This is a genomic window from Nostoc sp. C117, assembly GCF_043099735.1.
Lineage (GTDB): Bacteria > Cyanobacteriota > Cyanobacteriia > Cyanobacteriales > Nostocaceae > Nostoc.
On the sequence record NZ_CP170991.1, the window covers coordinates 4,111,494 to 4,137,924 of the forward strand.

General features: G+C 39.4%; 31 protein-coding genes and 3 pseudogenes. 22 read left to right on the top strand and 12 right to left on the bottom strand.

Annotation, left to right across the window (positions count from 1 at the left end):
* Positions 1 to 696: an MAE_28990/MAE_18760 family HEPN-like nuclease gene (locus ACFG4S_RS17800; RefSeq protein WP_392530381.1), complete on the top strand. Its 696-nt coding sequence runs from the start codon at positions 1 to 3 to the stop codon at positions 694 to 696.
* Here the strand turns inward: ACFG4S_RS17800 and ACFG4S_RS17805 are convergent.
* Together ACFG4S_RS17805 and ACFG4S_RS17810 are read right to left on the bottom strand one after the other, a co-directional pair.
* A complete protein-coding gene (locus ACFG4S_RS17805; RefSeq protein ID WP_392530382.1) occupies positions 693 to 1,733 on the bottom strand; it encodes a DNA cytosine methyltransferase in 1,041 nt (346 codons plus the stop codon). The two genes, ACFG4S_RS17800 and ACFG4S_RS17805, sit on opposite strands and share 4 nt — an antisense overlap.
* A 138-nt stretch (positions 1,734 to 1,871) precedes the next feature.
* Positions 1,872 to 3,215: pseudogene (locus ACFG4S_RS17810) on the bottom strand (site-specific integrase); the annotation flags it as partial.
* A 178-nt stretch (positions 3,216 to 3,393) separates the two neighbouring features.
* On the opposite strand from ACFG4S_RS17810, the pseudogene ACFG4S_RS17815 reads away from it, so the two are divergent.
* The 12 genes and pseudogenes from ACFG4S_RS17815 to ACFG4S_RS17870 all read left to right on the top strand — a co-directional run.
* A pseudogene (locus tag ACFG4S_RS17815) lies at positions 3,394 to 3,561 on the top strand (nitrogenase molybdenum-iron protein alpha chain); the annotation flags it as partial.
* A gap of 217 nt (positions 3,562 to 3,778) precedes the next feature.
* A complete protein-coding gene (gene nifK, locus ACFG4S_RS17820; protein ID WP_392530383.1) occupies positions 3,779 to 5,314 on the top strand; it encodes a nitrogenase molybdenum-iron protein subunit beta in 1,536 nt (511 codons plus the stop codon).
* Between the two features lie 158 nt (positions 5,315 to 5,472).
* Complete coding sequence (locus tag ACFG4S_RS17825; protein WP_012407197.1) at positions 5,473 to 5,820, top strand: Mo-dependent nitrogenase C-terminal domain-containing protein; 348 nt, start codon at positions 5,473 to 5,475, stop codon at positions 5,818 to 5,820.
* Positions 5,821 to 5,961: 141 nt separating this feature from the next.
* Entirely contained in the window at positions 5,962 to 7,344 is a 1,383-nt protein-coding gene (nifE, locus tag ACFG4S_RS17830) for a nitrogenase iron-molybdenum cofactor biosynthesis protein NifE (RefSeq protein ID WP_114083659.1), read from the top strand.
* A complete protein-coding gene (gene nifN / locus ACFG4S_RS17835) occupies positions 7,344 to 8,681 on the top strand; it encodes a nitrogenase iron-molybdenum cofactor biosynthesis protein NifN (RefSeq protein WP_392530384.1) in 1,338 nt (445 codons plus the stop codon). The genes nifE and nifN overlap by 1 nt, the downstream gene beginning before the upstream one ends.
* A gap of 306 nt (positions 8,682 to 8,987) precedes the next feature.
* Positions 8,988 to 9,377, top strand: a complete 390-nt coding sequence (nifX, locus tag ACFG4S_RS17840; RefSeq protein ID WP_392530385.1) for a nitrogen fixation protein NifX — start codon at positions 8,988 to 8,990, stop codon at positions 9,375 to 9,377.
* A 20-nt stretch (positions 9,378 to 9,397) separates the two neighbouring features.
* Positions 9,398 to 9,874: a NifX-associated nitrogen fixation protein gene (locus ACFG4S_RS17845; protein ID WP_100900532.1), complete on the top strand. Its 477-nt coding sequence runs from the start codon at positions 9,398 to 9,400 to the stop codon at positions 9,872 to 9,874.
* Positions 9,875 to 10,025: 151 nt separating this feature from the next.
* The gene (locus ACFG4S_RS17850; protein WP_322681496.1) at positions 10,026 to 10,241 is read left to right on the top strand and encodes a CCE_0567 family metalloprotein; all 216 of its coding nucleotides are present in this window, start codon (positions 10,026 to 10,028) and stop codon (positions 10,239 to 10,241) included.
* Positions 10,238 to 10,555 carry a nitrogenase-stabilizing/protective protein NifW gene (gene nifW, locus ACFG4S_RS17855; RefSeq protein WP_392530386.1) on the top strand — a complete coding sequence of 106 codons (318 nt, stop codon included), beginning with the start codon at positions 10,238 to 10,240 and terminating at the stop codon, positions 10,553 to 10,555. The genes ACFG4S_RS17850 and nifW overlap by 4 nt, the downstream gene beginning before the upstream one ends.
* 10 nt (positions 10,556 to 10,565) lie before the next feature.
* Positions 10,566 to 11,372 (top strand): HesA/MoeB/ThiF family protein, encoded by an 807-nt coding sequence (locus ACFG4S_RS17860; protein WP_392530387.1) that lies wholly within the window; start codon positions 10,566 to 10,568, stop codon positions 11,370 to 11,372.
* A 99-nt stretch (positions 11,373 to 11,471) separates the two neighbouring features.
* Positions 11,472 to 11,849 (top strand): iron-sulfur cluster assembly accessory protein, encoded by a 378-nt coding sequence (locus ACFG4S_RS17865; RefSeq protein ID WP_109012240.1) that lies wholly within the window; start codon positions 11,472 to 11,474, stop codon positions 11,847 to 11,849.
* A gap of 222 nt (positions 11,850 to 12,071) precedes the next feature.
* The gene (locus ACFG4S_RS17870) at positions 12,072 to 12,371 is read left to right on the top strand and encodes a 2Fe-2S iron-sulfur cluster-binding protein (protein ID WP_335016608.1); all 300 of its coding nucleotides are present in this window, start codon (positions 12,072 to 12,074) and stop codon (positions 12,369 to 12,371) included.
* Between the two features lie 617 nt (positions 12,372 to 12,988).
* Here the strand turns inward: ACFG4S_RS17870 and ACFG4S_RS17875 are convergent.
* Complete coding sequence (locus tag ACFG4S_RS17875) at positions 12,989 to 13,198, bottom strand: molybdopterin-binding protein (RefSeq protein ID WP_392530388.1); 210 nt, start codon at positions 13,196 to 13,198, stop codon at positions 12,989 to 12,991.
* A gap of 644 nt (positions 13,199 to 13,842) precedes the next feature.
* On the opposite strand from ACFG4S_RS17875, the gene ACFG4S_RS17880 reads away from it, so the two are divergent.
* The 3 genes from ACFG4S_RS17880 to ACFG4S_RS17890 are packed head-to-tail and all read left to right on the top strand — an operon-like array spanning position 13,843 to position 15,973.
* Entirely contained in the window at positions 13,843 to 14,331 is a 489-nt protein-coding gene (locus tag ACFG4S_RS17880) for an ankyrin repeat domain-containing protein (protein WP_392530389.1), read from the top strand.
* The gene (locus tag ACFG4S_RS17885) at positions 14,294 to 15,580 is read left to right on the top strand and encodes a nitroreductase family protein (protein ID WP_392530390.1); all 1,287 of its coding nucleotides are present in this window, start codon (positions 14,294 to 14,296) and stop codon (positions 15,578 to 15,580) included. Before ACFG4S_RS17880 ends, ACFG4S_RS17885 begins: the two co-directional genes overlap by 38 nt.
* Before the next feature lie 18 nt (positions 15,581 to 15,598).
* Entirely contained in the window at positions 15,599 to 15,973 is a 375-nt protein-coding gene (locus ACFG4S_RS17890; protein ID WP_392530391.1) for a hypothetical protein, read from the top strand.
* Positions 15,974 to 16,007: 34 nt separating this feature from the next.
* Here the strand turns inward: ACFG4S_RS17890 and ACFG4S_RS17895 are convergent, their stop codons facing one another.
* From ACFG4S_RS17895 to ACFG4S_RS17915, 5 genes are all read right to left on the bottom strand, one after another.
* Positions 16,008 to 16,478: a hydrogenase maturation protease gene (locus ACFG4S_RS17895; protein ID WP_392530392.1), complete on the bottom strand. Its 471-nt coding sequence runs from the start codon at positions 16,476 to 16,478 to the stop codon at positions 16,008 to 16,010.
* Positions 16,479 to 17,202: 724 nt separating this feature from the next.
* Entirely contained in the window at positions 17,203 to 17,562 is a 360-nt protein-coding gene (locus tag ACFG4S_RS17900; protein ID WP_094339987.1) for a DUF5615 family PIN-like protein, read from the bottom strand.
* A gap of 2 nt (positions 17,563 to 17,564) precedes the next feature.
* Complete coding sequence (locus tag ACFG4S_RS17905; RefSeq protein WP_196524998.1) at positions 17,565 to 17,789, bottom strand: DUF433 domain-containing protein; 225 nt, start codon at positions 17,787 to 17,789, stop codon at positions 17,565 to 17,567.
* Between the two features lie 380 nt (positions 17,790 to 18,169).
* Entirely contained in the window at positions 18,170 to 18,592 is a 423-nt protein-coding gene (locus ACFG4S_RS17910; protein ID WP_392530393.1) for a hypothetical protein, read from the bottom strand.
* 154 nt (positions 18,593 to 18,746) lie between these two features.
* Positions 18,747 to 19,124, bottom strand: a complete 378-nt coding sequence (locus ACFG4S_RS17915; protein ID WP_392530394.1) for a 2TM domain-containing protein — start codon at positions 19,122 to 19,124, stop codon at positions 18,747 to 18,749.
* A 334-nt stretch (positions 19,125 to 19,458) separates the two neighbouring features.
* Here ACFG4S_RS17915 and ACFG4S_RS17920 point away from each other — a divergent pair, with 334 nt between their 5' ends.
* The 4 genes from ACFG4S_RS17920 (at position 19,459) to ACFG4S_RS17935 (ending at position 21,282) form a co-directional block, all read left to right on the top strand.
* The gene (locus ACFG4S_RS17920; protein WP_392530395.1) at positions 19,459 to 19,668 is read left to right on the top strand and encodes a type II toxin-antitoxin system HicB family antitoxin; all 210 of its coding nucleotides are present in this window, start codon (positions 19,459 to 19,461) and stop codon (positions 19,666 to 19,668) included.
* Between the two features lie 3 nt (positions 19,669 to 19,671).
* Positions 19,672 to 19,770, top strand: coding sequence for a type II toxin-antitoxin system HicA family toxin (locus ACFG4S_RS17925; RefSeq protein ID WP_392530396.1), 99 nt, complete (start codon positions 19,672 to 19,674; stop codon positions 19,768 to 19,770).
* 151 nt (positions 19,771 to 19,921) lie between these two features.
* Positions 19,922 to 20,785, top strand: a complete 864-nt coding sequence (locus tag ACFG4S_RS17930) for a hypothetical protein (protein ID WP_392530397.1) — start codon at positions 19,922 to 19,924, stop codon at positions 20,783 to 20,785.
* Positions 20,786 to 20,853: 68 nt separating this feature from the next.
* Positions 20,854 to 21,282: a hypothetical protein gene (locus ACFG4S_RS17935; RefSeq protein WP_334941614.1), complete on the top strand. Its 429-nt coding sequence runs from the start codon at positions 20,854 to 20,856 to the stop codon at positions 21,280 to 21,282.
* Positions 21,283 to 21,332: 50 nt separating this feature from the next.
* On the opposite strand, the pseudogene ACFG4S_RS17940 reads toward ACFG4S_RS17935, so the two are convergent.
* Positions 21,333 to 22,433 (bottom strand): annotated as a pseudogene (locus ACFG4S_RS17940) (nickel-dependent hydrogenase large subunit); the annotation flags it as partial.
* A gap of 116 nt (positions 22,434 to 22,549) precedes the next feature.
* Here ACFG4S_RS17940 and ACFG4S_RS17945 point away from each other — a divergent pair.
* A complete protein-coding gene (locus ACFG4S_RS17945) occupies positions 22,550 to 24,034 on the top strand; it encodes a site-specific integrase (protein ID WP_392530398.1) in 1,485 nt (494 codons plus the stop codon).
* Positions 24,035 to 24,123: 89 nt separating this feature from the next.
* On the opposite strand, the gene ACFG4S_RS17950 is transcribed toward ACFG4S_RS17945, so the two are convergent.
* On the bottom strand, positions 24,124 to 24,231 hold the full coding sequence (locus ACFG4S_RS17950; protein ID WP_392530399.1) for a tyrosine-type recombinase/integrase: 108 nt from the start codon (positions 24,229 to 24,231) through the stop codon (positions 24,124 to 24,126).
* Between the two features lie 48 nt (positions 24,232 to 24,279).
* Here ACFG4S_RS17950 and ACFG4S_RS17955 point away from each other — a divergent pair, with 48 nt between their 5' ends.
* Positions 24,280 to 25,623, top strand: coding sequence for a hypothetical protein (locus tag ACFG4S_RS17955; RefSeq protein WP_392530400.1), 1,344 nt, complete (start codon positions 24,280 to 24,282; stop codon positions 25,621 to 25,623).
* Positions 25,624 to 25,819: 196 nt separating this feature from the next.
* Here ACFG4S_RS17955 and ACFG4S_RS17960 read toward each other — a convergent pair whose 3' ends face one another.
* Together ACFG4S_RS17960 and ACFG4S_RS17965 are read right to left on the bottom strand one after the other, a co-directional pair.
* Positions 25,820 to 25,981 (bottom strand): hypothetical protein, encoded by a 162-nt coding sequence (locus tag ACFG4S_RS17960; RefSeq protein ID WP_392530401.1) that lies wholly within the window; start codon positions 25,979 to 25,981, stop codon positions 25,820 to 25,822.
* A 67-nt stretch (positions 25,982 to 26,048) separates the two neighbouring features.
* Positions 26,049 to 26,384 (bottom strand): transposase, encoded by a 336-nt coding sequence (locus ACFG4S_RS17965; protein ID WP_392530402.1) that lies wholly within the window; start codon positions 26,382 to 26,384, stop codon positions 26,049 to 26,051.
* Positions 26,385 to 26,431 lie beyond the last annotated feature (47 nt).

The following is a 26,431-nucleotide window of genomic DNA, read 5'->3' on the forward strand; positions in this document are numbered from 1 at the left end:
ATGCAAACAGTTCTATTAGATTTCAATACTCGTGTTCAAGAAATTAATGAATATTTTTTATTTTTAGAGGAATTAATTAACGAGACAACTAAATTAGTTGTATTAGAGGATGGTGGTAAACAAAATATTAAGGCTATTGATCCTGAGTTGGCTAAAACCCTAAAAGCCAACGGTTTTCTACTACTCTACAATCTTATTGAATCAAGTATGAGGAATGCAATTGAAGCTATTTTTGATGAGCTAAAAGGTAAAAAAGTTTCTTTTAATTCTGTCAGAATTGAAATCAAAAAAGTTGTACTTCAAAACTTCAAGAATCGTTCTCCTGAAGATATACATTCTAGGATAACAGATATTTCTCTTGATATTATTACTGCTGGATTTAAAAGTAGAGAGTTATTCTCAGGAAATATTGATCGAGATGAAATTACAAAGACAGCTAGGAAATACGGTTTTTCTTGTGATACAGATTACTCTAAAACAAGGCATGGTGAAAACTTATACAGCATTATGCGGAACCGTAACGATCTAGCTCATGGAAACAAATCATTTTCTGAAGTTGGTAAAGATACAAGTATCGGAGACCTTATAAAATTTAAGGAAGAGGTAATAGAATATATTGGACAGATATTGGAAAATATTGAAAAGTATTTAAATGCGAAAGAATATTTGGATTCTTCTTGTGTAAGCACTCTTTAAATAACTTGATTGATATGTTGCAAAATGCTTTGAGCAATAACTTGACCTAGTTTGACAGGAACAGCATTTCCAATTAATCTTCCTACATCAGCAAACACAACAGGTTCATCAGTGGCTACAAATTCATAATCTGGTGGAAAAGTTTGTAATAATGCTGCTTCTCTAAGAGATATAGCCCGATCTTGTTCAGGATGTCCAAAGCGTCCATTACCGAAACCAAAGCACTGTGTAGTTATGGTTGGGCTAGGCTGATCCCATTCCATCCTACCGTATACTCCTGAATAATTTTTACCACTGGTTTTCGTGTGACATTTAGCTATTAAGTCTTTAGACCAATCACGCCAAGTTCCACCGGGTTTGGAAGCACGAATACGTTGAAGATTTAAAGGAGATAATTTACTGCATTGATGAAGTCTATCAGTTTTAGATGCTTGACCTGCCAAAAGAGGTTCAAGGTGTCCGATTGTTTTACGTACTGTTCTGTATTTTTCGGTATTATGGGTGGGTTTTATCAAGTCAATTTTACCGAACTTTGAAGCAAGAAGAACTAAACGTTTTCGAGTTTGAGGAATTCCATAATCTGAACAATTAACTTCGTAAGTTTCAAATGAATAGCTTAAATCCTCTAACAGCTGGATAAATTCAGAAAAAACTGAGTGGTACTTTAGCTGAAGTACGTTTTCCATCGAAACAATTTCAGGCTCGCACTCCTGCACAAGACGAGCAAAATCTTGCACAAGCTTCCATTTCGATTCTTTATCCGTGTAACGTCTTGAGTAGCTTGAAAAAGGTTGACAAGGGGCACAACCTGCTAAGACCTTAACACTACTGGCAGAAAAGTGTTTTGCCAAATCAGAGCCGTTAACGCGCTCCACATCTTTTAGTATGAATTCTGCTTTAGTGTTGCGTTCATATGGAAATTGACACGCTGGATCAATATCATATCCAGCTCTAACTGGAAGACCTGCTTGCTCAAACCCATAAGTAAGTCCACCTACACCACAAAACAGATCAACTGTAGAGATGCTGTCAGCCATTCACTTCCTCTTCTTGTTGGTATATACTAACCAACGAGCTAGTCTAGCCTATTTGCATACGGACTACAAGATAGCGAGTTAGCAGATTTACGTTTAAGTAGATCCGACAACCCTATTTTAGCTGATTTATGAGCAAATTCAACTATGCTTGTAAACCATCTCCATTTTTATTTTATCAATATCAAGTTTTAACTTCTCATTCTCCATCCTCAACTTAGTATTCTCCTCCCTAATCAACTCAATTTCATTCCTCTTACTCAACGCCTGATTAATTGCCAACTTCCGCATATCTAGCGAAAACCAACGCTGATAAGTTTGGGTATGAACCTGCACACTATGCCCCAAATTATCTGCCGCCGCTTTAATTGGTATCCCCAAAATATGCGCCCGAATTGCCCAAGCGTGACGTAAATCATAAGGTTTAAAATCTAATCCTATCTTACGAAACCACCAACTAACTCGCTGTGTTAACGCCGTTATCTCAGCATGATTTGTGTTATCTTTTTTTGCGATCGCCCCCCTCAACATCTCCAAATACTTCGGATTTCTCAAATCAAAATCCTCAATCCATTGCCGATATAATGGTAATGCTTGTCTCTCACCAGTTTTACAATTTTTATCAACTTTCCATGTTAAATCTGAGTTCTCTTGACTCAACCACCAATCAATATCAGGATTAATAAAAAGTTCCCGTGGACGTAAACCAAAAACTGCTAACATTCCATACGCCCAACGCCAAAGTTGCCAACTATCTTGAACGTTTTGATTAACTTGATTACCTCTGTTATTTTGATAATCTTCAAACTTGATAATTCCCTCAAATATTTCTGCATCGGTCGGTATATTGCGGGAATTATTCTCAGGCATTTTGGAATATTTAGATAAATCAATTTCGATATTGAATGTCACACAAAATGCTGCGATCGCTCTAGCTGCATTATATTTAGCCCATTCTTTATCAATTTGCTCAATTGAACTGAGCAGATTTTCCGCAGTTGCCAAATCTTGAGGATTGGTAAATCTCTTGGTACGGGAAAAGTAATAAAAAAAAGTATGTTCGCTTTTAGTTGTGCGTTTGTGAGTTTTAAAATACTCCTCTTCAAATTTTTCAAGTAATTTCCCTATAGTTTGAAAATCTTTTTTAATTGCTTCATTACCTAAATATTTATCATTCCATTCAAAAGTTTTACGAGCGATTAACTTCCCTAACTCATAGGCTTCTTCCTCAGCCGTCTTGAGTCCATCCAAGTTAGCGGGAATATTCAAACTGAGATTGTATTGCTTTCTCCCAGTTCCATTACTGTCCTTGTCTCCTGGTTTAATTGGTAACGTCGCTCGTAATTGCAGACTTCCATTCGATTCTCTAATTGTCACCTTTGCCTTTGCAGACTTCAAACGCAGATTAACTTTCTCTAATTCTAGTAGTACTTTCGTTCTCATGTGTTCTTTTTGCTGCTGTGCTTGCAGAGATGAGCAAAAAAACAGGCGATTCTTTAATCGCCTTGGTTCAGGACAACATTTAGATGATGTGTGAGTCCTGAACCTAGTTATGCTGTGTTTTTAGCCTATATTTAGGCTAAAAATAAATGTGTTCTCAGAAAACAATGTTTATCGCTGACACTGTTTATTGCAAACATTAGACACTTGAAAAGAATTAAACCACAAAAAGGATTACTCCGGCCCTTATCACGGTTATGACGGCTTTGCCATCTTCGCTCGTGATATGGACTTGGCACTCAACAGCCCAACTTGGTCATTAATTGGCGCTCCTTGGAATGAAAAAGCTCAGGCTAAGAAGGCTGAAGCTAAGGCTAAGGCTGCCGTCTAGGGAAATGGGAGAGAGCGATAAGTAAGGATAACCTGGGGCTAAAACCCCAGGGGGGAGTTGGGAATCCAAAATTCAAAATTGAAAGATTAAAATTTCTTTTGATTTTTGCATTTTGAATTTTGAATCATATTCCCATCTCCCTTGTAAAGACGCGATTAATCGCGTCTCTCCCTCCTCAATCAGTAAAAGAATTCAGTAAGCTTGGAGTCCAGAAGAAATGCCTCAGAATCCAGAAAAAATTCAAGATCACGTCGAGTTATTCCACCAGCCTGAGTACCAACAGCTATTTGAAAACAAAAAGCAGTTTGAAAACGGTCACGAAGCCGAAGAAGTACAACGGGTTGCAGAGTGGACAAAGGGTTGGGATTATCGTGAAAAGAACTTCGCTCGTGAAGCTTTAACCGTTAACCCTGCTAAAGGCTGCCAACCACTAGGAGCAATCTTTGCTGCTGTTGGTTTTGAAGGTACTCTACCTTTCGTTCAAGGTTCTCAAGGTTGCGTTGCTTACTTCCGCACCCACTTAACCCGTCACTACAAAGAGCCATTCTCTGGTGTATCTTCTTCAATGACTGAAGATGCAGCCGTGTTTGGTGGTCTGCAAAACATGATTGACGGCTTGGCGAACTCTTACCAACTCTACAAGCCCAAGATGATCGCTGTCTGCACCACCTGTATGGCAGAAGTAATTGGTGATGACTTACAAGCCTTCATCAACAACGCTAAACAAGCTGGTTCAGTTCCTCAAGATTTCCCAGTACCTTACGCTCACACCCCTAGCTTTGTCGGTTCCCACATCACTGGTTACGACAACATGATGAAGGGAATTCTTTCTAACTTGACCGCAGGTCATAAGAAAGAAACCAGCAATGGTAAAATCAACTTCATCCCAGGTTTTGATACCTACGTAGGTAACAACCGTGAAATCAAGCGGATTGCTTCTTTGTTCGGCTTTGACTACACAATTCTAGCCGACAACAGCGACTACCTCGATTCACCAAACACAGGTGAGTTTGATATGTACCCAGGTGGTACAAAGTTAGAAGATGCAGCAGATTCAATCAATGCGAAAGCAACGATCGCTCTGCAAGCACACTCTACACCCAAAACCCGCGAATACATCGAAAAAGAATGGCATCAACCAACCTCAGTTTCCCGTCCTTGGGGCATTAAGGGTACTGATGAGTTCTTGATGAAACTCAGCGAATTGAGTGGTATCCCCATTCCTGAAGAATTGGAAATCGAACGCGGTCGTGCAGTTGATGCCATGACTGACTCCCACTCATGGATTCACGGCAAGCGCTTCGCTATCTACGGCGAACCAGATTTAGTATACAGCGTTGTTGGCTTTATGCTAGAAATGGGTGCTGAACCTGTGCATATCTTGGTTCACAACAGCAACGAAGTATTTGAAGCAGAAATCAAAGAATTGCTTGCTTCTAGCCCCTTCGGTCAACATGCAACTGTTTGGCCTGGTAAGGACTTGTGGCACATGCGTTCACTGTTGTTCACCGAACCAGTAGACTTCCTGGTTGGTAACACCTACGGTAAGTACCTGTGGCGCGACACCAAGATTCCCCTCGTGAGAATCGGCTACCCCATCATGGATCGCCACCACTTACACCGCTACGCCACCATTGGTTATCAAGGTGTGATCAACCTCCTCAACTGGACTGTAAACACCCTGTTTGAAGAAATCGATCGCAACACCAACATTCCTTCTAAGACAGATATTTCCTACGACTTGATTCGTTAGAAATTGCGTAGAAACACAACGTGTTAATTAAAGGGTAAAGAAGGGGAGTAGGGAATAGGGAATAGGGAATAGGGAAATATCCAAACCCAATGCCCAATCCCCAATTCCCATCCCCAACTCCCCTTTTTCTTGATAGCATTTACCCAAGGAATTGATCAATGGAAACCATCAATCACACTCACGAACATACTCACACTCATCCTCATCCTAATTACCATCCACCTAACCAGAAAAAACCAGGATGGTTCCACAATCTTCTTAATCCGTTGCGCCGTGTAGTGGATGGAATTCAGGTTAAAAATAATCGCATCGCTCATCTAATTTGCCAAACAATTCCTTGTTGTTGTCCCTTTGAGCGACAAATTAAATTATTTGGGAAGTGTATTGATATCCCACCACTATGTAAACTCAATCCCTTATATGACGAATTTGTAGGATTGCGTTTCCGCGCTCTATCTTACCTGACCGATGTCTGTGGAGAGGATGTCACAAAATACATTTGTTAGTCATTGGTCATTAGTTATTAGTCATTGGTAGAGACGCGATTATACTCTGCGAGAAGCCGCTCTTCGAGCGTCTACGCGTCTGTACAATAGTCAATTCAAATGACAAATGACAAAGGACAATTAATAATTAAGAGAAGAGAGATGAAAAGCACCCAAGGCAAAATCAACGAACTGCTGACTGAGACAGGATGCGAGCATAATCAGCACAAACAAGCAGAAAAGAAAAACAAGTCATGCGCTCAACAGGCACAACCTGGCGCGGCTCAAGGGGGCTGTGCCTTTGATGGTGCAATGATTGCTCTAGTGCCGATCGCAGATGCAGCGCATCTAGTCCACGGGCCGATCGCCTGTGCTGGTAATTCCTGGGGCAGTCGTGGTAGTCTGTCGTCTGGCCCTCAACTCTACAAAATGGGCTTTACCACAGACTTGGGTGAAAATGATGTCATCTTCGGTGGCGAAAAGAAACTCTACAAAGCGATTCTGGAACTTCACGAGCGCTACCAACCAGCAGCAGTATTTGTCTACGCCACTTGCGTTACAGCCTTAATTGGCGATGATATCGATGCTGTCTGCAAAGCTGCGGCTGAGAAAATTGGTACTCCTGTTGTTCCCGTCATTGCTCCAGGATTCATTGGCAGTAAAAATCTCGGCAACCGTTTTGGTGGTGAATCTTTATTAGAATATGTTGTCGGAACAGCAGAACCGGAACATACAACGCCCTATGATATTAACTTAATCGGTGAATACAACATCGCCGGTGAAATGTGGGGAGTAACACCACTGCTAGAAAAATTAGGCATCCGTATTTTGTCTAAAATTACGGGCGATGCTCGCTACAATGAAATTCGCTACGCCCACCGCGCCAAGCTCAACGTCATGATCTGCTCGCGAGCGCTGCTCAATATGGCGAGAAAGATGGAGGAGCGTTACAACATCCCTTACATTGAAGAGTCTTTCTACGGCATCGATGATATGAATCGCTGTCTGCGAAACATCGCCGCTAAATTAGGCGACGCTGATTTACAGGAGCGGACAGAAAAGCTAATTGCAGAAGAAACGGCTGCTTTAGATTTGGCATTAGCTCCTTATCGCGCTCGGCTCAAAGGTAAGCGGGTTGTCTTGTATACAGGTGGTGTCAAGAGTTGGTCGATTATTTCGGCTGCTAGAGACTTAGGTATTGAAGTTGTTGCTACCAGTACTCGCAAAAGTACTGAGGAAGATAAAGCCAAAATCAAGAAGTTGATTGGCAACGATGGCATCATGCTAGAGAAAGGCAACGCTCAAGAATTGCTACAACTGGTTAAAGATACTCGCGCAGATATGCTGATTGCTGGTGGACGTAACCAATACACAGCTTTGAAAGCTCGGATTCCTTTCCTTGATATCAACCAAGAACGCCACCATCCTTATGCAGGTTATGTGGGAATGATTGAGATGGCGCGGGAATTGTACGAAGCTCTGTATAGCCCGATTTGGGAACAAATACGCAAACCCGCTCCTTGGGAAGAAGAGGAGGAAGTTTAATGGCGATCGTTACCGCTTCTAACAAAGCACTGACAGTTAATCCCCTCAAGCAAAGTCAAGCTTTGGGCGCAACCTTAGCCTTTTTGGGATTGAAAGGGACAATGCCCTTATTCCACGGTTCTCAAGGTTGTACTGCTTTCGCTAAAGTTGTCCTAGTACGGCATTTTCGGGAAGCGATTCCCCTAGCTACGACAGCGATGACGGAAGTCACTACCATTTTGGGTGGTGAAGAGAATGTGGAGCAAGCAATTCTGACTCTGGTAGAAAAGGCTAACCCAGAAATTATTGGTTTATGTAGTACTGGGTTAACAGAAACTAGAGGCGATGACATTGAAGGTTTTCTAAAGGAAATCCGCGATCGCCATCCCGAATTGAATAATTTAGCGATCGTTTTTGCACCTACCCCAGATTTTAAAGGTGCGTTGCAAGATGGCTTTGCTGTCGCTGTCGAAAGCATCGTTAAGGAAATTCCTCGCGCAGGTGGACTCAGAACTGAACAAGTCACAGTTTTGGCGGGTTCTGCTTTCACACCTGGGGATGTACAGGAAATCAAAGAGATAATCACTTCCTTTGGATTAGTGCCGATCTTTGTACCTGACCTTGGCGCTTCTCTAGATGGACATTTAGAGGATGCTTATAGTGCAGTTACAGTCAGTGGAACTACCTTAAAACAGCTACGAGAAGTAGGTAGTTCTGCCTTTACCCTGGCATTGGGTGAAAGTATGCGGGGGGCTGCCAAGATTCTGGAAGAACGCTTTGGCACACCTTACGAAGTGTTTGGCGAACTGACAGGATTAGAACCGATAGATGAATTTATCCAAGCATTGGCGATTCTGAGCGGTAATAGCGTACCCGAAAAATACCGCCGCCAACGTCGTCAGTTGCAAGATGCGATGCTGGACACCCACTTTTACTTCGGTGCAAAACGAGTTTCCCTCGCGCTGGAACCAGATTTGTTGTGGTCAACGGTGCATTTCCTACAATCGATGGGAGCGCAAATTCATGCAGTGGTGACAACCACGCGATCGCCTCTCTTAGAAAAACTCCCAGTTAAAAGCATTACCATCGGCGATTTAGAAGACTTTGAGAGTCTAGCAGGCGGTTCTGATTTGCTGATTGGTAACTCGAATGTAGGTGCGATCGCAAAACGCCTCTCGATTCCTCTTTATCGTTTAGGATTGCCCATTTATGACCGCTTGGGTAATGGTCAATTTACCAAAGTTGGTTATCGAGGCACGATGGAGCTTTTATTTGGCATCGGCAACCTGTTTTTAGAGGCAGAAGAAGCGAGAGTTAAGCAGTTCCAAGAGTTCGGAATTGTGAGCGCTGAGTTTTGAATTCACACTTGAAATTCAAAACAGTTCAGTTAACAGTTTATCTTCCCTAACCCTCCTTTTTAATGCGTGTATACACAAGTCGAATTACCCCCCTTAATCCCCTCTTATAAAGGGGGGAAACAATAAATAAAATCTAGTTCTCTCCCCTTTATAAGGGGAGGGTTAGGGTGGGGTAAAAACTTAGTTAATCAGCTATTTCAGACTTGTATATACACCGGAGCTTTTTAAGGGGGATCTTCCAAAGCTAAATATTACTAACTGAACCGTATTGCTTCAAAATTCAAAACTTTAGAGAGGATAATTACAATGAAAATAGCCTTCACGACGAGTGACCGAGTTCATATTAATGCCCACTTCGGATGGGCAAAAATGATTGATGTTTACGAAATTACCGATGAGGGATATCACTTCGTAGAAACCCTCACCTTTGAAGGCGAACTCAAAGAAGATGGGAATGAAGATAAAATCACCCCAAAACTTGAGGCAATAGGCGACTGTACGATTATTTACGTAACAGCAATTGGTGGTAGTGCCGCCGCTCGGTTAATCAAGAAAGGTGTCACCCCAGTGAAGGCGCGATCGGAAGAAGAAGAAATTAGTGAAGTGCTAAATAAGCTAGTGAAAACCCTCAAAGGTAATCCTCCACCTTGGTTGCGTAAAGCTTTGCAGCCAAAAACCACAAACTTTGCTGATTAAATCGAAGACGAAGCAACAGTATGACCGCAAATAATAGTGTTAATGGAACCGCTACAACTGAAGTCTTGAACTCACCTTTTCTTAAGGTATTAATCAAACAAATCCGTGGTCAAGACAGTTATGGAGTTTATCGTACTTGGTCGGATGAGTTAATTCTCAAACCCTTTATTGTCACCAAACAAAAGAAACGGGAAATCTCCGTTGAGGGCGAAGTTGATGCGGTAACTCAAGCCCGGATTATGGCATTTTTTCGGGCTGTAGCGGCTGGAATTGAACAAGAAACAGGTTTAATATCCCAGGTTGTAGTTGATTTGAGTCATGAAGGATTTGGCTGGGCGCTAGTTTTTTCAGGTCGTCTTTTGCTAACTGTGAAAACCCTGCGAGATGCTCATCGCTTTGGCTTTGACTCGCTAGAGAAATTAGCAGAAGAGGGAGAAAACTACGTCAAAAAAGGTCTTGATTTGGCGAAGCGCTTTCCGGAAGTTGGCAAAATTTAAAAATTTTAGATTTTGGATTTTGGATTTAAGTTTTAATCATTAGCTTCATCACCATTTGATTAAAACAATATCATCCAATCCAAAATTTAAAATCTAAAATCGTTCGACTGAGCGTAGCCGAAGTCCAAAATCCAATGTGGAGTGGCTGATTGTGCAAGCAGAAGAAACAAGTATTGAGGAACTACAAGGACAAATCAGACGGCTTAACAGCAAAGCAGGTCAAATGAAGATGGATCTGCATGATTTAGCTGAAGGTCTGCCAACAGATTACAACCAACTTATGGATGTTGCCGCCGCAACTTATGAAATCTATCGCCAGTTAGATGAACTGAAGCAACATCTGAAAAAATTGGAGAATGCTAAATGACTGGAACTATTGATCAATTCAAGAAACTCGTAGATGCAGAAGAATTTTTTCAATTCTTTAACATGTCCTACGACTTAGAAGTTGTAAATGTAAATCGTCTACATATTCTGAAAAAGTTCTCTCAATACATGCAGGAAATTGATGATAATTCTCCTGACTTGAATCAAGAAGAGAAATTAAATCAATATTCTTTGGCTTTGCAAAAAGCTTATCAGGTATTTGTCGAATCAACACCTCACGAACAAAAGCTGTTCAAAGTGTTTAACGACAAGCCGAAAAATGTAGTCACACTGACAGAAATCACTTCTGATTAGGAGGTATAAATTGGTTAACCTAACGCCTACCGAATTAGAACGCTATCGTCGCCAAATGATGCTTCCGAATTTTGGCGAAACAGCACAGAAACGCCTAAAGTCAGCGACAGTTTTGGTTACAGGTGTGGGTGGATTAGGCGGTACGGCGGCGCTTTACTTAGCAGTAGCGGGCGTTGGGCGGCTAATCTTAGTCCGGGGTGGTGACTTGCGGCTAGATGATATGAATCGTCAGGTTCTCATGACTGATGATTGGGTAGGTAAGCCAAGGGTATTCAAAGCTAAAGAAACTCTGGATGCGATTAATCCTGATGTCCAAGTGGAAGCTGTTCATGATTACATCACCCCGGAAAATGTAGACTCGTTAGTGCAATCCGCCGATATGGCTCTTGATTGCGCCCACAACTTTACAGAGCGCAATTTGTTAAATGAAGCCTGTGTGCGATCGCGGAAGCCAATGGTGGAAGCCGCGATGAATGGGATGGAGGCTTACCTAACAACGATTATTCCTGGTGTGACTCCTTGCTTGTCTTGTCTGTTTCCAGAAAAGCCTGATTGGGATCAGCGCGGCTTTTCAGTTATCGGCGCTGTTTCTGGGACACTAGCTTGTCTAACAGCTTTGGAAGCTATCAAGCTGATTACCGGGTTTAGTCAGCCTCTATTGTCGCAATTGCTGACAATGGACTTGAGTCGGCTAGAATTTGCTAAACGCCGTTCTTACCGCGATCGCTCTTGTCCAGTATGCGGTAATAGTGCGCCTTGGAGACACGGACAATCCAATTCGATGGAAGCTACAGGGATTGCACAAAATAGTCTTTAGTCATTAGTCATTAGTGAATAACAAAGGACAACTGACAAGTGACAAAGGACAACCCCACTTGAAATCAGAACAACTAATCGCTACAAATCAGGAGATTTCATGGCTGTTATCTTATCAGAAAAAGCAGAATTTCATCTGCGAGCATTCCTCAAAGGTTCCGCACCCGATGCTAATGGTGCAACTAAAGGTGTCCGCATCTCGGTAAAAGATGGTGGTTGCAGTGGCTATGAATATGCGATCGATATCACCAGCAAGCCCCAACCAGATGATTTGGTAAGTCAGCAAGGCAAAGTGCTGGTTTACGTTGATGCCAAAAGTGCGCCGTTATTAGACGGAGTTATCGTTGACTTCGTTGAGGGAGTGATGGAAAGCGGGTTTAAATTCATCAACCCCAATGCAACTGATACTTGCGGTTGTGGAAAGTCGTTCAAAACAGACGATGGTACCCCTACTGGTGTACCTTGCAGCCAAAGCTAACATCATTTCGTTAGTGCTAAGTCAATTGTAGAGATTTCCCATAGACACACTTCAAAGAGTTTCAATGCTCTTGAGGTAGCTTCTAGTTCGCTTTGCATCCCCTATAAAGAAGCTAACTAAACTTAGCATCTCTGTAAGAAGAAGGGAAGCAAAAAGTAGGATAGGTTGCTCAAAAACTTCAGAAATTACACCAACTGTATAACGTTTGAGGAGAATCGCAAAATGGCTACCTACCAAGTTAGATTAATCAACAAAAAAGAAGACATCGACACCACAATTGAAGTTGACGAAGAAACTACCATTTTAGAAGCAGCAGAAGAAAATGGTATTGAGTTGCCTTTTTCTTGTCACGCAGGCTCTTGTTCTAGCTGTGTTGGTAAAGTTGTCGAAGGTGAAGTTAATCAAGACGATCAAAACTTTTTAGATGACGATCAGGTTTCTAAGGGATACGCTCTACTTTGTGTAACTTATCCTCGTTCTAATTGCACAATTAAGACACATCAAGAAGCATATCTCGTCTAAATCATTAGTTTAGTTGCATTCTTGAGCAACTAAATGAAGATGAAGGATAAAGGATGAAAATAGACTTCATTCTTTCCTTCATCAATCATCATTCATATTAATTCTGAGTGATATCTTATTTATTATTCAAAGTTAAAACTTTACCCTTTTAGGGTGATTGGTTGTTCCTTAAAATTGTTAAAACCTGGAGACCAAGGAATTATCACTTTCTGTAAAAGTCATGATGAAATAATTTTAAACAAGCTAAGGAATGGAAGTGGGGTTTCAAGAATAACCCTCTTCTGTCACTCTCCGAAAAATTTTGCCATTTCTGAATTCTAGAGCTTTTGTATAGCAGGCGTTTGCGCGATTATTTTCTAATAACAAATACAAGACCAACTTTTTTCTAATAGTATAGCTTGTATTGATTGCCTCATCGGGCTTCTAGCGATCGCCCTCCCGGAGAGTGACAAAAGTGGGATAAGTCGCACATCGCATTATTTATGTCCGTATTATTCAGAATTTAACTAATTAGTAAGCTGAATATACGTCTTAAATTATATAAACACTCTTTATAATTTTTGACGGTTGACTGTTGACGGCTATCAGTTATCAGTCAACGGTCAACCGCCATCAAGCTAATCAACAGCAACTATTACATCTGATGATTTAACTACGGCATAAGCCTGTTTACCTTCTACAAGTCCAAGCTTTTCTGCTGATGATTTTGTAATGATTGACACTAACTCTACTCCTGGTGCTATTTCTAAAGTTATCTCGGTATTAACTGTTCCAGGCACAACTTTTTTTACAGTACCCTTAAGAGAATTACGAGCGCTAATTTCCATTTTATTGCGTCTTTTTTAATTATTGATACTTAAACAAAGTAGCAAATTATGGTTTACAAGATGAAAATATTTGGGATTTCTTAATAAGTATAGATAAATAGTAGCACAAACTTGATTGTAATATCTCTGTATGATTTAGACGTTGTTATTGGTATCAGATAAATTAATTACTATTAATTCACAATATTTAGTTATATAGAAATGCGCTTTTATTTTTGAAATTACTTAACTGAGCAAGCAATAGGCAAAATGAAGCCAACCATTAAGCTATTTCTAGCTTAAGTTGACACCATGAACATCGTTGTGACATTAAAATAATCCGTATTCACCAAGTTACAATCTACTATAAGACTGTCACAAATACTTAAGAATACTATAGCTTAAGAGTTTTTTAAAATTTTTTATTAGATATGTCTAGGGATCTTTAGAAATGATTCATAAATTAAATTTATGAGAGTGATAATATATAACTAAGCTAAATAAATTGTTGCCAGTCAACCTGAACTTCAATAAAAGCGATCGCAGAATGATTTCAGCTACTTGCATAGCATTTTTCAATAATGGTGGGCATTCCCCACCATTAAGTTTTGTAAGCTAATTCATGCTTGGTAATTAGTGATATTTTTGACAGTGAAAGAATAATTATGAGTCAAGTCAATAGTCAAGCTTTGAGTGAATCAACAACTCAATGGTTAATAGCAAAAGGCTATAATCCTGGGGATTTAAATCAGCCAGGTGAAAATGGTGATACAGCTTTAATGAAAGCCACAAGAGAGGGAGTTTGTGCAGTCGTTAAAGAACTGATTGATGCAGGTGCGGATATCAATGCTCGAAATAGCGATCGCAATAATGCTTTATGGTTTGCTTGTTTTGGTAATCACTTCGATTTAATTAATTTACTGCTGGCTCACAACATTAATATTAACAACCAAAATGATAACGGTGCAACTGTTTTAATGTACGCAGCATCATCTGGCAAAACAGAAATAGTCAAGTTACTTTTACAGCATCATCCTAATTTATATTTGAAAAATTTAGACGACTATAAAGCGATAGATTTTGCTAGCAATGTAGAAGTTCTAAGGATACTTAAAAATGCCATCAAGTCAGATATCGGGCAAAGCGTATCATGACGCTACGAAGCATTCTTACTTATCGGTACAGCTCGAGCCAAATTATGTAGATGCTTCAACACAGCCATCTTCTTTTAAAGTTTATCCCAAGTTTTATCGGAGAGTAAAATTAAGTCTCAATAATCCTGTTCATTCTTTTATCTCGTTAACCAGTGGCATAACACTAGAAAAAGTATATAAAGATACTGCCTATCAACTACGGGTGAATCCATCAGCAGGCGCTCTGTATCCTACAGAAGTTTACGTACAGATTCGCCAAATTGAAGGAATAGTAGATGGTATATATCATCTAGAAGTTGAGAATAATTGTCTAACTCTCATCTATGAATTAATTGATGATGGTTTAGAGAGTTATATTATACCGGGTAAAAGTATCAACGGATTCATCTTTTTAATTAGTTGCGTTTATTATAGGTCTAGCTGGAAATATCAAAATAGAAGCATAAGATATTGCTTCTTAGATAGCGGACACCATTTAGGTGCGATCGCCGCTTCAGCTTATCTCCATGAAAAAAATATACAACTAGTTTTTGACTTTGATAAACTTGCGCTCAATTCAGATTTGGGTTTTGAGAATAAGGAGTTTATTACTGGTTGTGCGGTGTCAGGAGAACTACAAGAAAAAAACATTAGACGTTTAAGGCTGAAAATTCCTTTTGTCTCTGGTACTGATTATTTTGAATCTAATCGATTTATTGAAGATGCCTATCAAGCAACTACTCAACAAAAGAGTCGTCAGCAAAAATTAGAGTATCCTCAATTTGATTTTAATCGGGATAAATTTTATCAAACAGTTTTAGCTAGACGTTCTATTAGACGTTTCCGGAAAGAGTCTATTTCTCAAGAAGATTATTTATATGTAGTACAACAACTTCAGCAGTCAATACCAACAGAAAATTATGAGGAAATAGAAATTTACTCAGTGGTTCATCGAGTAGAGGGAATGACACCTGGGTTATATAGAGGTACACATCTGGTTAAAACAGGTAATTTTAGTGAAAAGACAGGTTACTTATGTATTAATCAGGCTATTGCTAAAGATGGTGCTGTAACTTTATTTTTTGTGTCAGATTATTTAAACTATCAAACTGCTATGCAAGTAGCTGGTTTTCTCGGACAGAGACTTTATTTAACTAGTAATTATTTGGGAATTGAATGTAGTGGAATTGGTGCGTATTATGATGACGAAACCAAAGAATTATTAGAAACAAATAAAGATGTACTTTATGGAATGGTGATTGGAATATAAGTAGGAAAATCAGGAAAGATGGCAAAAAAGATGTATTACTTCAATGGTGATGATTCACATCCTATGCAACCGACATCAGCGGATATCATATTGCGGCAACAACTAGAGTATTCTATTAGTAAATACTTTTATGATGCTTGCGATCGCACTATTCAAAATCTGCTATCTAACTGTCGGTGGTATGTCACAACCCATGCTAATGCTCTAACATTGGTCATTGAATGTCCCGATCAAGTTACTAATTGGCGGATTTTGCAAAAAATCGTCCCAATGGGGAGATTGCTATATGGAATTGTTAGCAGTGCGAAAATCCGTGTTTGTCCGCCAGAAAGCCAAGGCGTACCTTTTGAAATGAGGGTAGATGAACTTTCTGTTTATCGGGATTGGGCTTAAAAAAGAATAGTTAGGAGTTAGGAATTTAAAATTACTAGTAATTATTCTGTTTGATAAGTGCAGCTACCTCTTCAAAAACCAAATCAGCAGAATGTTTGATAGCAGGACTTAACTCCAGTCCCAAATCAAGATTTGCCGCCTCAATTAAATAAACTGTCACATCTTCGGGAAAGTCATTTTGAAAGATTTTCCGTCCGGCGGCTAAAGCATTATCCCAACGAAAATCGTGCAAGTTATAACTAGGTTCTGGTAAAGCTTCCAGTTCTTTTCCTGGAACTTTAAACACAGCACCCGGTTCAGAATTAGTTGAACTTGCATCAATAATTATTAATTGTTTACTCCCTCTAGCTTGAAACATTACTTCCATTCCGGCGGTGCCACAGTCATAGACTTGCACATGAGGATTAGGGTTTTCGGCTAGATATTTTTGTAACCGTTGGGCAATGATTACGCCTACTGCGTCGTCATTGCGATTGAGATTTCCGCAACCAATAATAGTTAACATGAATGAGATTTAATGATTTAAGGTAACTTGTTAGACATCTGCCTGAATTGGGAATAATGTATTCAGCTTACAGATGTTTAAGATGTTCAAGGACTAACAATATGGTTTTTTTGGATGAAATGAAGAAGGGAGCTTTGTGAGGATTCTGCTTAGGTATTGCTTTAGGTATCATAGCAACTTTATTGGATTTATCCTCTAATATTCCTGAACTTACAGAGCCAACTACAGTAGTTATTTATGTAATTATTTGGGGAATTATAGGTACTGTTCTAGGCTGTACTGTTGCTCTAATTATTGAAGGTATAATAGGCTCTCTAAAATTTTGCAACTGGTTATTTATCTTTTTGGGAGGAAGTTTTCTAACCATCCTAACTCCTTTAATGGGTAGTTTAGCTGGCTGGCTTAGTGTTTCACTTATTCCCATTCTATTTTTGTGGCGCCAATATCTATCGGAGAAGTCACCTAAATGCATTGAAGAAGTTTTAGACAAACTAATTGGAACAATTTTATATAGTGTAATTTTGACTTTTGTAGCCTATTGTTTCGAGCGAAATGGTATTCATTTACGTGGGCTGCCACTATAAATCGGTCTATGGAGCGATCGCAATTTAACAATTAACGGGAAGTAATTTTGTAGGTTGGGTCTGATACTTAGACGCAACATCATTGTAAATATTAGATTTACCTCACTAAAACTAACATACACTTAATACACTTTTAACTTTTATAAAGATACTTTTCTAAATCTGTGTCCATCTGGTTCTACAACTACAAATGCGCCTACCAATTCTACTTCTGAGTAAGTTTCTATAACTCGTACCAATTCGTTATGAACGTTATTCACAGTTGTAGGTAAGATTCGGAGATAGATGACTCCAGATCCCATTGCTCTAACAAAAACAAGATTTCCATAGTCTCTATCTCGCGTAATGAGAATACGGTTCTGTTCCTGCGCTGTTCTAAGTATTTCTTCATCACTTGCTTGCGAAAGACCAATCTGAGCAACAAGAACTACATCATATCCGGCATCAACTAGAAATCTTGCTGTTACCGCATACACATCTTGATCTAGTAATAATCTCATGCTCAAATAGATACTAGGCGAATGTCTTCAGCTGCCACTAAAGCGATCGCGTATCCTAAGCAAGCACGAATATCTTCAATTTGTAGGTCTGGATAGTAGTCTCGGATAATTTCTTCAAATGAAAGTCCGTCATTGAGCAATTCAAGAATGCTTTGTACAGTGATGCGTGTTCCTGCGATGCAAGGTTTACCAAAATGAATGTGAGAGTTAACTACAATTCTGTCCATACCACTGAAAACCTGTAATATATTCCCTTAATTCTAAGATAAAATTCTGAGAAGCACTTGTTTACTTATGTCAAGCAGATGAATAGTTTATCTACAGATAGGCAGAAATTGATTGAGGCAGTTAATGCTCTACCGGACGAAACATTAATTGAACTTGCAAGCTTTCTTGAATATCTTCAATATAAATCAATAAAGGAAAAAGAAGTAGACAATAATAAATATTCTTTATCAATCGGATCTTGACGCTTGATCGGCGTGACTTTGGTTTTGTCCATCCGAGACACTGTGATTATTTCGAGTTGTTGCCATAATCTGTAAAATAGGAGGCTCTGACTTATGAAAAAGACAAAGCCTCTGAAAAATGATTTATCAGCAGAAAACTATAACTCTACACCATGTTTCTTGGCAACTTCAGTCAGTTTCTCATACTGATGTTGTGATGCTTGAGTTAATATCTCTTCAGCCTGTTCTTTAGTACTTCCTTCTTTAGGAATTAAATACTTGACATAAAGAGATACAAAATCAGCAGCGATCGCTAAACCGGATAAAGCGTGTTTGTCAGCTTCCTTACCAGCGATCGCTGCTACCAAACCTGTTTTAATTGGGTCTGGTTTAACTTTCATGAACTGCTCGACAAGTTTAGGAACGTAGTCTTCTGGTGGCAAATTATCTAACTTACTTCTATCAGGAGTAAAGTTACATTCTGCGGCTTGAGCTTGCTCTAAAACACACCATTCTATGTATTCTTGCAATGCTGCATCAGGAACGCGAGGGAGATAATTATGTAGCGCTAAATCAGACACAAGCTTACCGTGTAAATTGCTGTTTTATGCAAATGCATTAAGGCAAGCCTAACGCACTGTTTCTCAAAGTTTTAGTGTGTTACGCTACAACTGTCAAATTAATAGTTAAACCCCTAGACAGTTAAGTTTATGTGCGCCATTGCTGAAAAGCTATCTACTTATCCTCTGTTTTAGTGTGATAAACATTCCACCAATGAAAAAACAGTCCTAACCCCCATCCTAATATCGGGAAGATAGACCAAAAATAACTAGGACTAGTGATTAAATTCAGCAGGATTAGAAATAAATTCACTGCTATGAAGGAAATAAAGTGTTTCCGAAAGTCTCTGCGTCGTAAATTATTAAATGTGCCTCGCAAAAGTTCTTTTTCTTGTTGAGCTAACCACTTTTGTTCAGTCTTTTCCAAAATATTAGCAGAAATACCTAACTCTGAGGCCATTTCTACAAGCTGTTCTCGTGAAAATTCACCTTCTTCTTTATCGGTGAGTGCTATTTCCAGGATTTGTTCCACATCTTCTGAATTGTAAGACATTTTAATTACCTGATAATTTTGTGTGTAAGTGCGCGTTTTATTTGACGAATTTATCGAAGATAATTGATAAATTCAGTTAGCGTTTGCATCCACATATTGCACCCAATAATTAGTTGTATTCACACCATTATTAGTTTCTCACAATTGATTTATAGCTGCTGTATTTGTTAATACCTCTATATTGGTTTACCTCCAATATAATTGGAAAATAAAACCCAAGATTGATTTTTTGACTAGAGAGTAGTAGTTTGTCAAGTTGAATTTAATCAAATTTGGGGGCTGGCTTTCTGACCGATACAGTAAGCTATAAGTGAGCGTTGTCGATGATTGTGATATGAAAACTTTTACTGCGATCGTTGAAAGAGATCCTGATACTAAGTTCTATGTTGGCTATGTCCCCGGCTTTCCTGGAGCGCATTCTCAAGGTGAAACCTTGGATGAATTGCAGGAAAATTTGCGTGAAGTTATTGAGATGCTTCTAGAAGACAAGGATCTGGTATTCGAGACAGAGTTTGTAGGTATACAACAGATTGTGGTTCAGTAGACTATGAGTAATATTCCTATTCTGAAACCTCTAGAAGTTGTACGAATATTGGAGAGCCTTGGGTTTATAGAGGTACGTCAGAAAGGCTCACACAAACAGTAAATTATTTTTAGATTACTCTTTTGTGGTGAAGATACAAAACTTTAGATATTACTCTGGAAAATTACAATATAATCACTCCATGTACGTAAGTACATATTTAAGCTTGATTTCAGTCTAAGAAAGTATTCGATAAAATCAATGGAGGATGTTGATGAGCATGAATATTGTGGGGCGAGGTCAGGTTGTTGATGTTGGTGTTACCAGCTTTAAAGATCCAGCAAAATCAGCAGGTATACAGATATATTCATCTAGTCTTTATCAAACATATCATGTAAGCCGCGATAAAGTTAAACAAATTTGCGAACGATTATATAATCATGTGGTTGATGACTTAAATGGACGCAATCTAGGAGATTCAAGATTTCGCATAATCACATTTAGAGAAGGAGTCAATTTAGTTCGCGATCATAGGTATGATAATCAGGAACGTACATACATTGTTATAACTCGAGACACTCTTCGTGATACGCGAGCAACTATTCTAGTACGCTTTCTAACCTATAGTGACAACCTTTATGTTGGTGTTGATACATATGTTCTTGGCAAGTTCAATATATTTGCTTTTATCAGAAAGGTATTATTAACAGTACTTCTTCCTTGGTTTGCTATTACGCCCCTATCTTTTGTCCCAGGTCTTAATGTTTTGCTCTGGTTGATATATCTTTGTATTCTATTTCTAGCCTGGTGGGGATTAATTCAAAGAATTCGACAGGTGGGTGATTTAGGGACAGCACTTCGACTAGAGTTCTCTAAAGTATTAGACCTTGGATCTTTTAATCTAGATGATGTAACAATGTTTACAAAGAGTAATTTGTATACCATAGTAACATCAATCAAAGATGTCTTTAAACTAGAAAAATTACCAATTGAAAGCCTAGATGCCTTTATAAGAAATATTAACAACATCAATATCAGTGCAGGCGGGAACATAAATATGTCAGATTCAGCAATTGGTGTAAGCAATAACGTAGTGTCTCCTAATAATGCAACTATTTCTAACAATAACCCAAATTAAAGTATAAACCCATGAATGAACAGAGTCGATTTTAATGGGTCAATTATAAAAGATAAGGAGTAAAAGCGATGAGCAGTGATGCTACAAATGTGAGCGCTGGTGGGTCACTCAATATGACCGGGAGTGCTATTGGTCAAAGCAATAGTATAACTACACTTGGTAACGTTAGTACTATGGTTAAGGAGATAGTGCATAAATTACCAGATTCCAATGATTCTGGGGAGCCTGGAATCAAAGAGCTATTGCTTCAACTTCAAGAAGCAATTGAAGAAGAGAAAACACTATCAGCCGAAGACAAAACAGATTTGTTGGAGCAAGTAAAAGCCCTTGCAGAAGCAAAGCAGAGTGCTGAAAGCGACAAAAAAGAAGGATTAGCCCGTAAGGCCAAGAAGATGTTTAACGCAACGCTAAAAGGCTTACCGGATACCGCAAAAATTGTAGAAGCAAGCAGTAAATTACTCCCAATGATTCTTAAAGCACTGGGGCTTACTGTCTAGTAGCTAATGACTAACTGAAATAATAATCAGCCATTAGCTATTAACATCCTCTAAGCTGTCCGAAAACGCGCCAACTCTTCACCAGTCTTAGCATCATGGGCGTGGACTGTACACACCAAACATGAATCAAACGATCGCGCCACATGACCAACTTCCACTGGATCGCTAGAATCGTAAATGGGTGTGCCAATTAACGCTTCTTCAATAGGACCGCGAATTCCTTCACCGTCACGAGGGCCGATATTCCAAGTACCTGGGGCAATAACTTGGTAGTTCTTAATCTTACCGCCCTCTATTTCCACCCAGTGAGATAAGGAACCGCGTGCTGCTTCTGTTGCACCCCAACCGCGTCCATCTTTTTCTTTGGGTTTGATATACCAAGGGTCGTTTAATTTAAATTCGCGCAAACAGTGTTCGGCTTGGCGATATAACTTGACTATTTCGTGAACTCGTGCTAGCTGACGCACATGAATACTAGCACCACCCATTTGTTTGAAGACATCGAGGATGAAGGGGTCGTAGTGTTGCCAAGATTCGCCATGTTTGCCACCAGCTACTAATTGACGGGCTAAAGGGCCAGCTTCCAAACGTCCGAAGTCTTTGTGAAGAACTGCACTCGCCCAAGAGTAGGCGTTATCGAAGTCTTTGGTATTGATTGCAGTGGGTTTAGTGGTGCGATCGCTAGGATGAATATCTGCTGTCCCTTCATCGTACCAAGAGTGAGTTGTATTCTCGCGGGTAAATGACTGATCCATTAAAACGTGAGTGTCTGCGAAGCTGTCGTACACTCCACTTTTCATAATCATTGCCGCATTTCGTCCTTCGATAGTCGGCTTTTGGTATTTATCTTCATGGGCTAAATATCCCCAAGTGACATATTTACCAACACCAGCGCCATATCTATCTAGACCGATATCTAAACCCATCCGCCAATAGAAACCTAAGTCGGAATCTCGATGATTTCGGTCTTCATCTAACCAATCTCTAAAGTCATCATAAGTTTGGATTTGTTCGTAGCGTTCTAAAGAACAACCCAACCACACTGGTTCTAACCAATTGGTGCGGAAATATTCGAGAAGCGCCCAAGCGCGGGTGATGTCTGTAAGAGTGGGGGCGCACATCACGCCACCAGGCACCATATAACTGCTGTGGCAACTGGTGATATGCTAAAAATGTTCCTGAGTAACTTATTATAGAAGGTTATTTTGCTCGGAAAGAACATTTTATTTTCACCATTTCAGCTTATAAATAAGGGAATATTTAGGGAATGAGCGAGCAAAATCAAAATCAGGATGATTGCGATCGCCAACACTTAATATCGGAGACATATCCCCCATCTACACATGAGGATGCAAACGCAGACTCAACGGATTTGTTCGTCGATATGTTTGCAGATTTTGAGCCGCAGAACACTACAGACGGCAGCTATAGGGGAACAATGGCGAAAGTTAAAGCAACTGAACTACAGTATCAAGCAGTTTTTGAGCAGAAGTTAGTCGAAGCCAATAATAATTTAAAAAGGGATAGAATTAGAGTTAGCATTAAACAAACTGGCAATTCTCTTCAGTTGCGAGCTACCCTACCGTTAAAGCCAAGCGATTGCAGCTTAGGTAAGGAGAAAAAGCAGTATGATTTGTCTCTAGGGATACCAGCAAATTTAGAGGGATTGAAAACTGCGATCGAGGAAAGTTACGAGTTGGGTAAATTAATTGCTCGCCATACTTTCGAGTGGAATGAGAAGTATTTAGGAATTAAATCTAGAGAGAAGCAAGAGATAAAAACTATTGGGGAATTATTAGATACATTTGATGAAAAATATTATCAAACCCGTCAGAAAACTATAACCAGTCAAAATACTTTTGCTAACTATATATCTGTTCTTAAAAGAAACTTTCCTTTAACCACTTTAGCCACAAAAAATAACTTTGAGGAAATTATTAATTCATTTCAAGGAAATAAAAAAAATGAACTGATTGCGGTAACTTCTGTTTTTATTAAAACCTTTCAGTTGGGATTTACACTCGATGTAACACGGGATAATGTCACCCCTGCTCATCGAGAAATCCCCGACGATGATAAAATAGTGTGTTCTTTTGACCTATTTGAAAAATTCGCCCTCAACCGCAAAAATACAAACATTAGTGATGAAATCGACACTTGGGAAATGTGGCGTTGGGTATATGGAATGTTGGCAACCTTTGGGTTAAGACCAAGGGAATTATTTGTACAACCAGATATTAATTGGTGGATATCTCCCCAAAATATCGACCATACTTGGAAAGTCAATAAAAATACAAAAACTGGATATCGAGAAGTTATCCCCTTTGTACCAGAATGGATAGAATTATTTGATTTAAAAAATCCCAAACCATTAAATGTTTTAGAAAAAAAGGTGACAAAAATTGCATCTGTGCAAAATATTAATTGGATGCGAAGAGATATATCCAGATGGTTTAGAAAAGTAGGAATTGAGTTTCAACCCTACGATTTGCGTCATGCTTGTGCGATTCGAGCGCATCTTCAGGGAATACCGATTAAAGCCGCAGCAGACAATTTAGGTCATACTGTTGATGAACATACAAAAACCTATCAAAGATGGTTTGGGATTGAAAACCGGAAAAAAGCCTTTGGTGAGGTGATTAGTCAAAAGTCTTTAATTGAGTTGCAGAAGAATGAAATATTGGCACTCAAGATGGAGAATGAAAGGTTAAGGTTGGAAGTTGAAAAGTTGAAATTCTCAAAGAATGTCTAAAAATTTAGAGGACTGCGAACAGCTTTACCACCACAGTTAAGAACGTGGGTATCAATCATGATGGTTTTGACATCGTTGTGTCCTAATTTCTAAACAGTACGGATATCATAGCCATTTTGCAGTAAATGGGTAGCAAAACTGTGGCGAAACTTATGACAACCCACGTTTTTTTTAATACCAGCTTGACAAATCAGCATCAGTAATAGTATGTATAAAACTATGAGTTATTGAAGTATGAGTATATTATGCCACGGACACTAGTTGTATCGGGTCAAGCGATGAGTCAATGGAATGGAGTCCAGGTTTGGCAAGGACACAATGGTCACTTCCAAAATATCACTGCTAATTGGTCTTGGTCAGCAGATCTTCATCAACACTATGAAGTATTTGCTCTCGCCGACGGTTCCTATTGGGTACCCGTGTCCACCCACCCTCCGGGTGTTTGGGGGGGTTCTACTCAAGTTTTAGGTACGTTTCCACAAGGCAATCAACCAGTCAATCCAAATGGAACAGAATTTCGACCAGACACAACTTATATCTGGATTCCCAACGCAAGTATTCCGGGAAACTTAGTACCAGGTATAACGACGAATTGGGTAGTATGCGGGTATCCAGATCAGTATCCACCACTAGCAATGGACGACATACACTTGTCTTTGCTGGATGAAATTCTTACCTCGGATAAATCGGATCAAAAGGCATTCAAGGATTCTGATGGACTTATTGCTTTTGTAAATCTTTCTAGCTCTTTTATTACATCCAATCCAGAGTTCACCACAGGACAAGATGTGTGTGATAAGGTGGCTAGTTTTTTCGCAACAGTGAGAATTAAAGTCTTTGGCTTTTTGAAAAATAATCCTGGAAAGGTGTTGCCAGGGGATCAACCTCCCAAAACCCAGTGGGACTCCAGTGTAACTCATTATATAATGAATATGCTTACAGGGGCTGGAGGATTTGCAGATTTTCAGATTACATCAGAAAGCTACTCCGTCACACAAGTGATTACAGAATTTAATACTGCAATCATCAAGATAATGTTTGATGCAGTCACCCTTCCTGAAGCAATTCTTGGCGATGTCCTCAGTTTCGTTCAAGGAGTAGGAAGTTCGCTAAGAGCCAGCTGGGATGACAAGTCAAGGCACTACCAGACCTGTTTACTTGGTCAATGTCATGAAGCTGTCCCGGAAGACGACACAGGAACAAATTTCCGCTATTTTCCTAAAGTTAAGTACTACTACATTTCAGTTGATTCTTCACAAACAGCGTTTACATCAGATTGTGCAAAGGTCGAAAAGATAACTTTCAACTTCAAATACGATTACTATGTTACAGCACTGAAAAAATCGATATTGGATAACCAATCCGACGATTACCAAAAATTTTACGACTATTTGAAGAGAGCGCAGGACATATCATATAAGGATGCATCCAACAAGCTAGACGCTATTTTGAAAGATACAGCATCCAATGCTGTCCCTAGTAAAGCGGGAGCTAATTCGTTTGGGGTGGATCTTACGTTATACCCACTTGCAGCAGAACAACCTCCAAAAACTATTGAGAGAGTACTCAATAGTCGGATCATTGCGTAGGAGGTAAGGTTAGGCAAGGTGGGTTATTCACTCAATGTACTCACCTTGTTTGTTGAGGAGTTAGCATAGAGATTAGTGCGATCGCTGATCTTGTAGAGTGCGTTAACGGAGTGTAACGCACCATTAAATATATACACACAAATGTGACGCACCATATTTATGATTATTTACTGATTTTCGGTGCGTTACGCTGTCGCTAACGCACCCTACTAATCGTCCCAATATCCTTGAGGTTTTTCCTTTCTGCCATCATTACCCCAATCGGTTGGATAAATTCCCTGAGCGATAAACCGATGAATACTGGAATACTGCCAATCTTGGGGATTTTCACACAATCCATGTCGAGCCGGATTATCATGAATATAATCACAATGGAGCGCAAAATCCCGTTCATCCCGAATTAAATGCTCCCAAAACCGACGTTGCTAAAGATTACTTTCTCCTCGCTTTTGTCGTGATTGAGAAACCTCCCGATTAACCCCTAATTCTTGTCCATAATGTTTGGTAACATAAGTTTTAATTAAGCGCAATCTCACCGACAAATATTTATCATCAGGGGGTAAAGTCCACAAACAATGAAAATGATCAGGTAATAAAACAAAAGCATCAATACAAAAAGGATATTTTCCCCTTACTTTTTCTATTGCTTCTCGGAGAGATTTTCTCCCTATATCAGTACAGAGCCAAGATTCTCTTTGATAAGTGATTTGTGTGATGAAATATGTACCTCCAGAAATATTAAGTCTTCTATAATTAGGCATAGGGAGCTATTAGGGGTGAATTAAATTATTTATTGTATTGTCATATT

Bases quoted from the DNA above. Each gene is read 5' to 3' on its own strand.
- ACFG4S_RS17800 (WP_392530381.1), top strand. From the start codon at position 1: ATGCAAACAGTTCTATTAGATTTCAATACTCGTGTTCAAGAAATTAAT.
- ACFG4S_RS17805 (WP_392530382.1), bottom strand. From the start codon at position 1,733: ATGGCTGACAGCATCTCTACAGTTGATCTGTTTTGTGGTGTAGGTGGA.
- nifK (WP_392530383.1), top strand. From the start codon at position 3,779: ATGCCTCAGAATCCAGAAAAAATTCAAGATCACGTCGAGTTATTCCAC.
- ACFG4S_RS17825 (WP_012407197.1), top strand. From the start codon at position 5,473: ATGGAAACCATCAATCACACTCACGAACATACTCACACTCATCCTCAT.
- nifE (WP_114083659.1), top strand. From the start codon at position 5,962: ATGAAAAGCACCCAAGGCAAAATCAACGAACTGCTGACTGAGACAGGA.
- nifN (WP_392530384.1), top strand. From the start codon at position 7,344: ATGGCGATCGTTACCGCTTCTAACAAAGCACTGACAGTTAATCCCCTC.
- nifX (WP_392530385.1), top strand. From the start codon at position 8,988: ATGAAAATAGCCTTCACGACGAGTGACCGAGTTCATATTAATGCCCAC.
- ACFG4S_RS17845 (WP_100900532.1), top strand. From the start codon at position 9,398: ATGACCGCAAATAATAGTGTTAATGGAACCGCTACAACTGAAGTCTTG.
- nifW (WP_392530386.1), top strand. From the start codon at position 10,238: ATGACTGGAACTATTGATCAATTCAAGAAACTCGTAGATGCAGAAGAA.
- ACFG4S_RS17865 (WP_109012240.1), top strand. From the start codon at position 11,472: ATGGCTGTTATCTTATCAGAAAAAGCAGAATTTCATCTGCGAGCATTC.
- ACFG4S_RS17870 (WP_335016608.1), top strand. From the start codon at position 12,072: ATGGCTACCTACCAAGTTAGATTAATCAACAAAAAAGAAGACATCGAC.
- ACFG4S_RS17875 (WP_392530388.1), bottom strand. From the start codon at position 13,198: ATGGAAATTAGCGCTCGTAATTCTCTTAAGGGTACTGTAAAAAAAGTT.
- ACFG4S_RS17880 (WP_392530389.1), top strand. From the start codon at position 13,843: ATGAGTCAAGTCAATAGTCAAGCTTTGAGTGAATCAACAACTCAATGG.
- ACFG4S_RS17885 (WP_392530390.1), top strand. From the start codon at position 14,294: ATGCCATCAAGTCAGATATCGGGCAAAGCGTATCATGACGCTACGAAG.
- ACFG4S_RS17890 (WP_392530391.1), top strand. From the start codon at position 15,599: ATGGCAAAAAAGATGTATTACTTCAATGGTGATGATTCACATCCTATG.
- ACFG4S_RS17895 (WP_392530392.1), bottom strand. From the start codon at position 16,478: ATGTTAACTATTATTGGTTGCGGAAATCTCAATCGCAATGACGACGCA.
- ACFG4S_RS17900 (WP_094339987.1), bottom strand. From the start codon at position 17,562: ATGAGATTATTACTAGATCAAGATGTGTATGCGGTAACAGCAAGATTT.
- ACFG4S_RS17905 (WP_196524998.1), bottom strand. From the start codon at position 17,789: ATGGACAGAATTGTAGTTAACTCTCACATTCATTTTGGTAAACCTTGC.
- ACFG4S_RS17915 (WP_392530394.1), bottom strand. From the start codon at position 19,124: ATGTCTTACAATTCAGAAGATGTGGAACAAATCCTGGAAATAGCACTC.
- ACFG4S_RS17920 (WP_392530395.1), top strand. From the start codon at position 19,459: ATGAAAACTTTTACTGCGATCGTTGAAAGAGATCCTGATACTAAGTTC.
- ACFG4S_RS17925 (WP_392530396.1), top strand. From the start codon at position 19,672: ATGAGTAATATTCCTATTCTGAAACCTCTAGAAGTTGTACGAATATTG.
- ACFG4S_RS17930 (WP_392530397.1), top strand. From the start codon at position 19,922: ATGAGCATGAATATTGTGGGGCGAGGTCAGGTTGTTGATGTTGGTGTT.
- ACFG4S_RS17935 (WP_334941614.1), top strand. From the start codon at position 20,854: ATGAGCAGTGATGCTACAAATGTGAGCGCTGGTGGGTCACTCAATATG.
- ACFG4S_RS17945 (WP_392530398.1), top strand. From the start codon at position 22,550: ATGAGCGAGCAAAATCAAAATCAGGATGATTGCGATCGCCAACACTTA.
- ACFG4S_RS17950 (WP_392530399.1), bottom strand. From the start codon at position 24,231: ATGCTGATTTGTCAAGCTGGTATTAAAAAAAACGTGGGTTGTCATAAG.
- ACFG4S_RS17955 (WP_392530400.1), top strand. From the start codon at position 24,280: ATGCCACGGACACTAGTTGTATCGGGTCAAGCGATGAGTCAATGGAAT.
- ACFG4S_RS17960 (WP_392530401.1), bottom strand. From the start codon at position 25,981: ATGATAATCCGGCTCGACATGGATTGTGTGAAAATCCCCAAGATTGGC.
- ACFG4S_RS17965 (WP_392530402.1), bottom strand. From the start codon at position 26,384: ATGCCTAATTATAGAAGACTTAATATTTCTGGAGGTACATATTTCATC.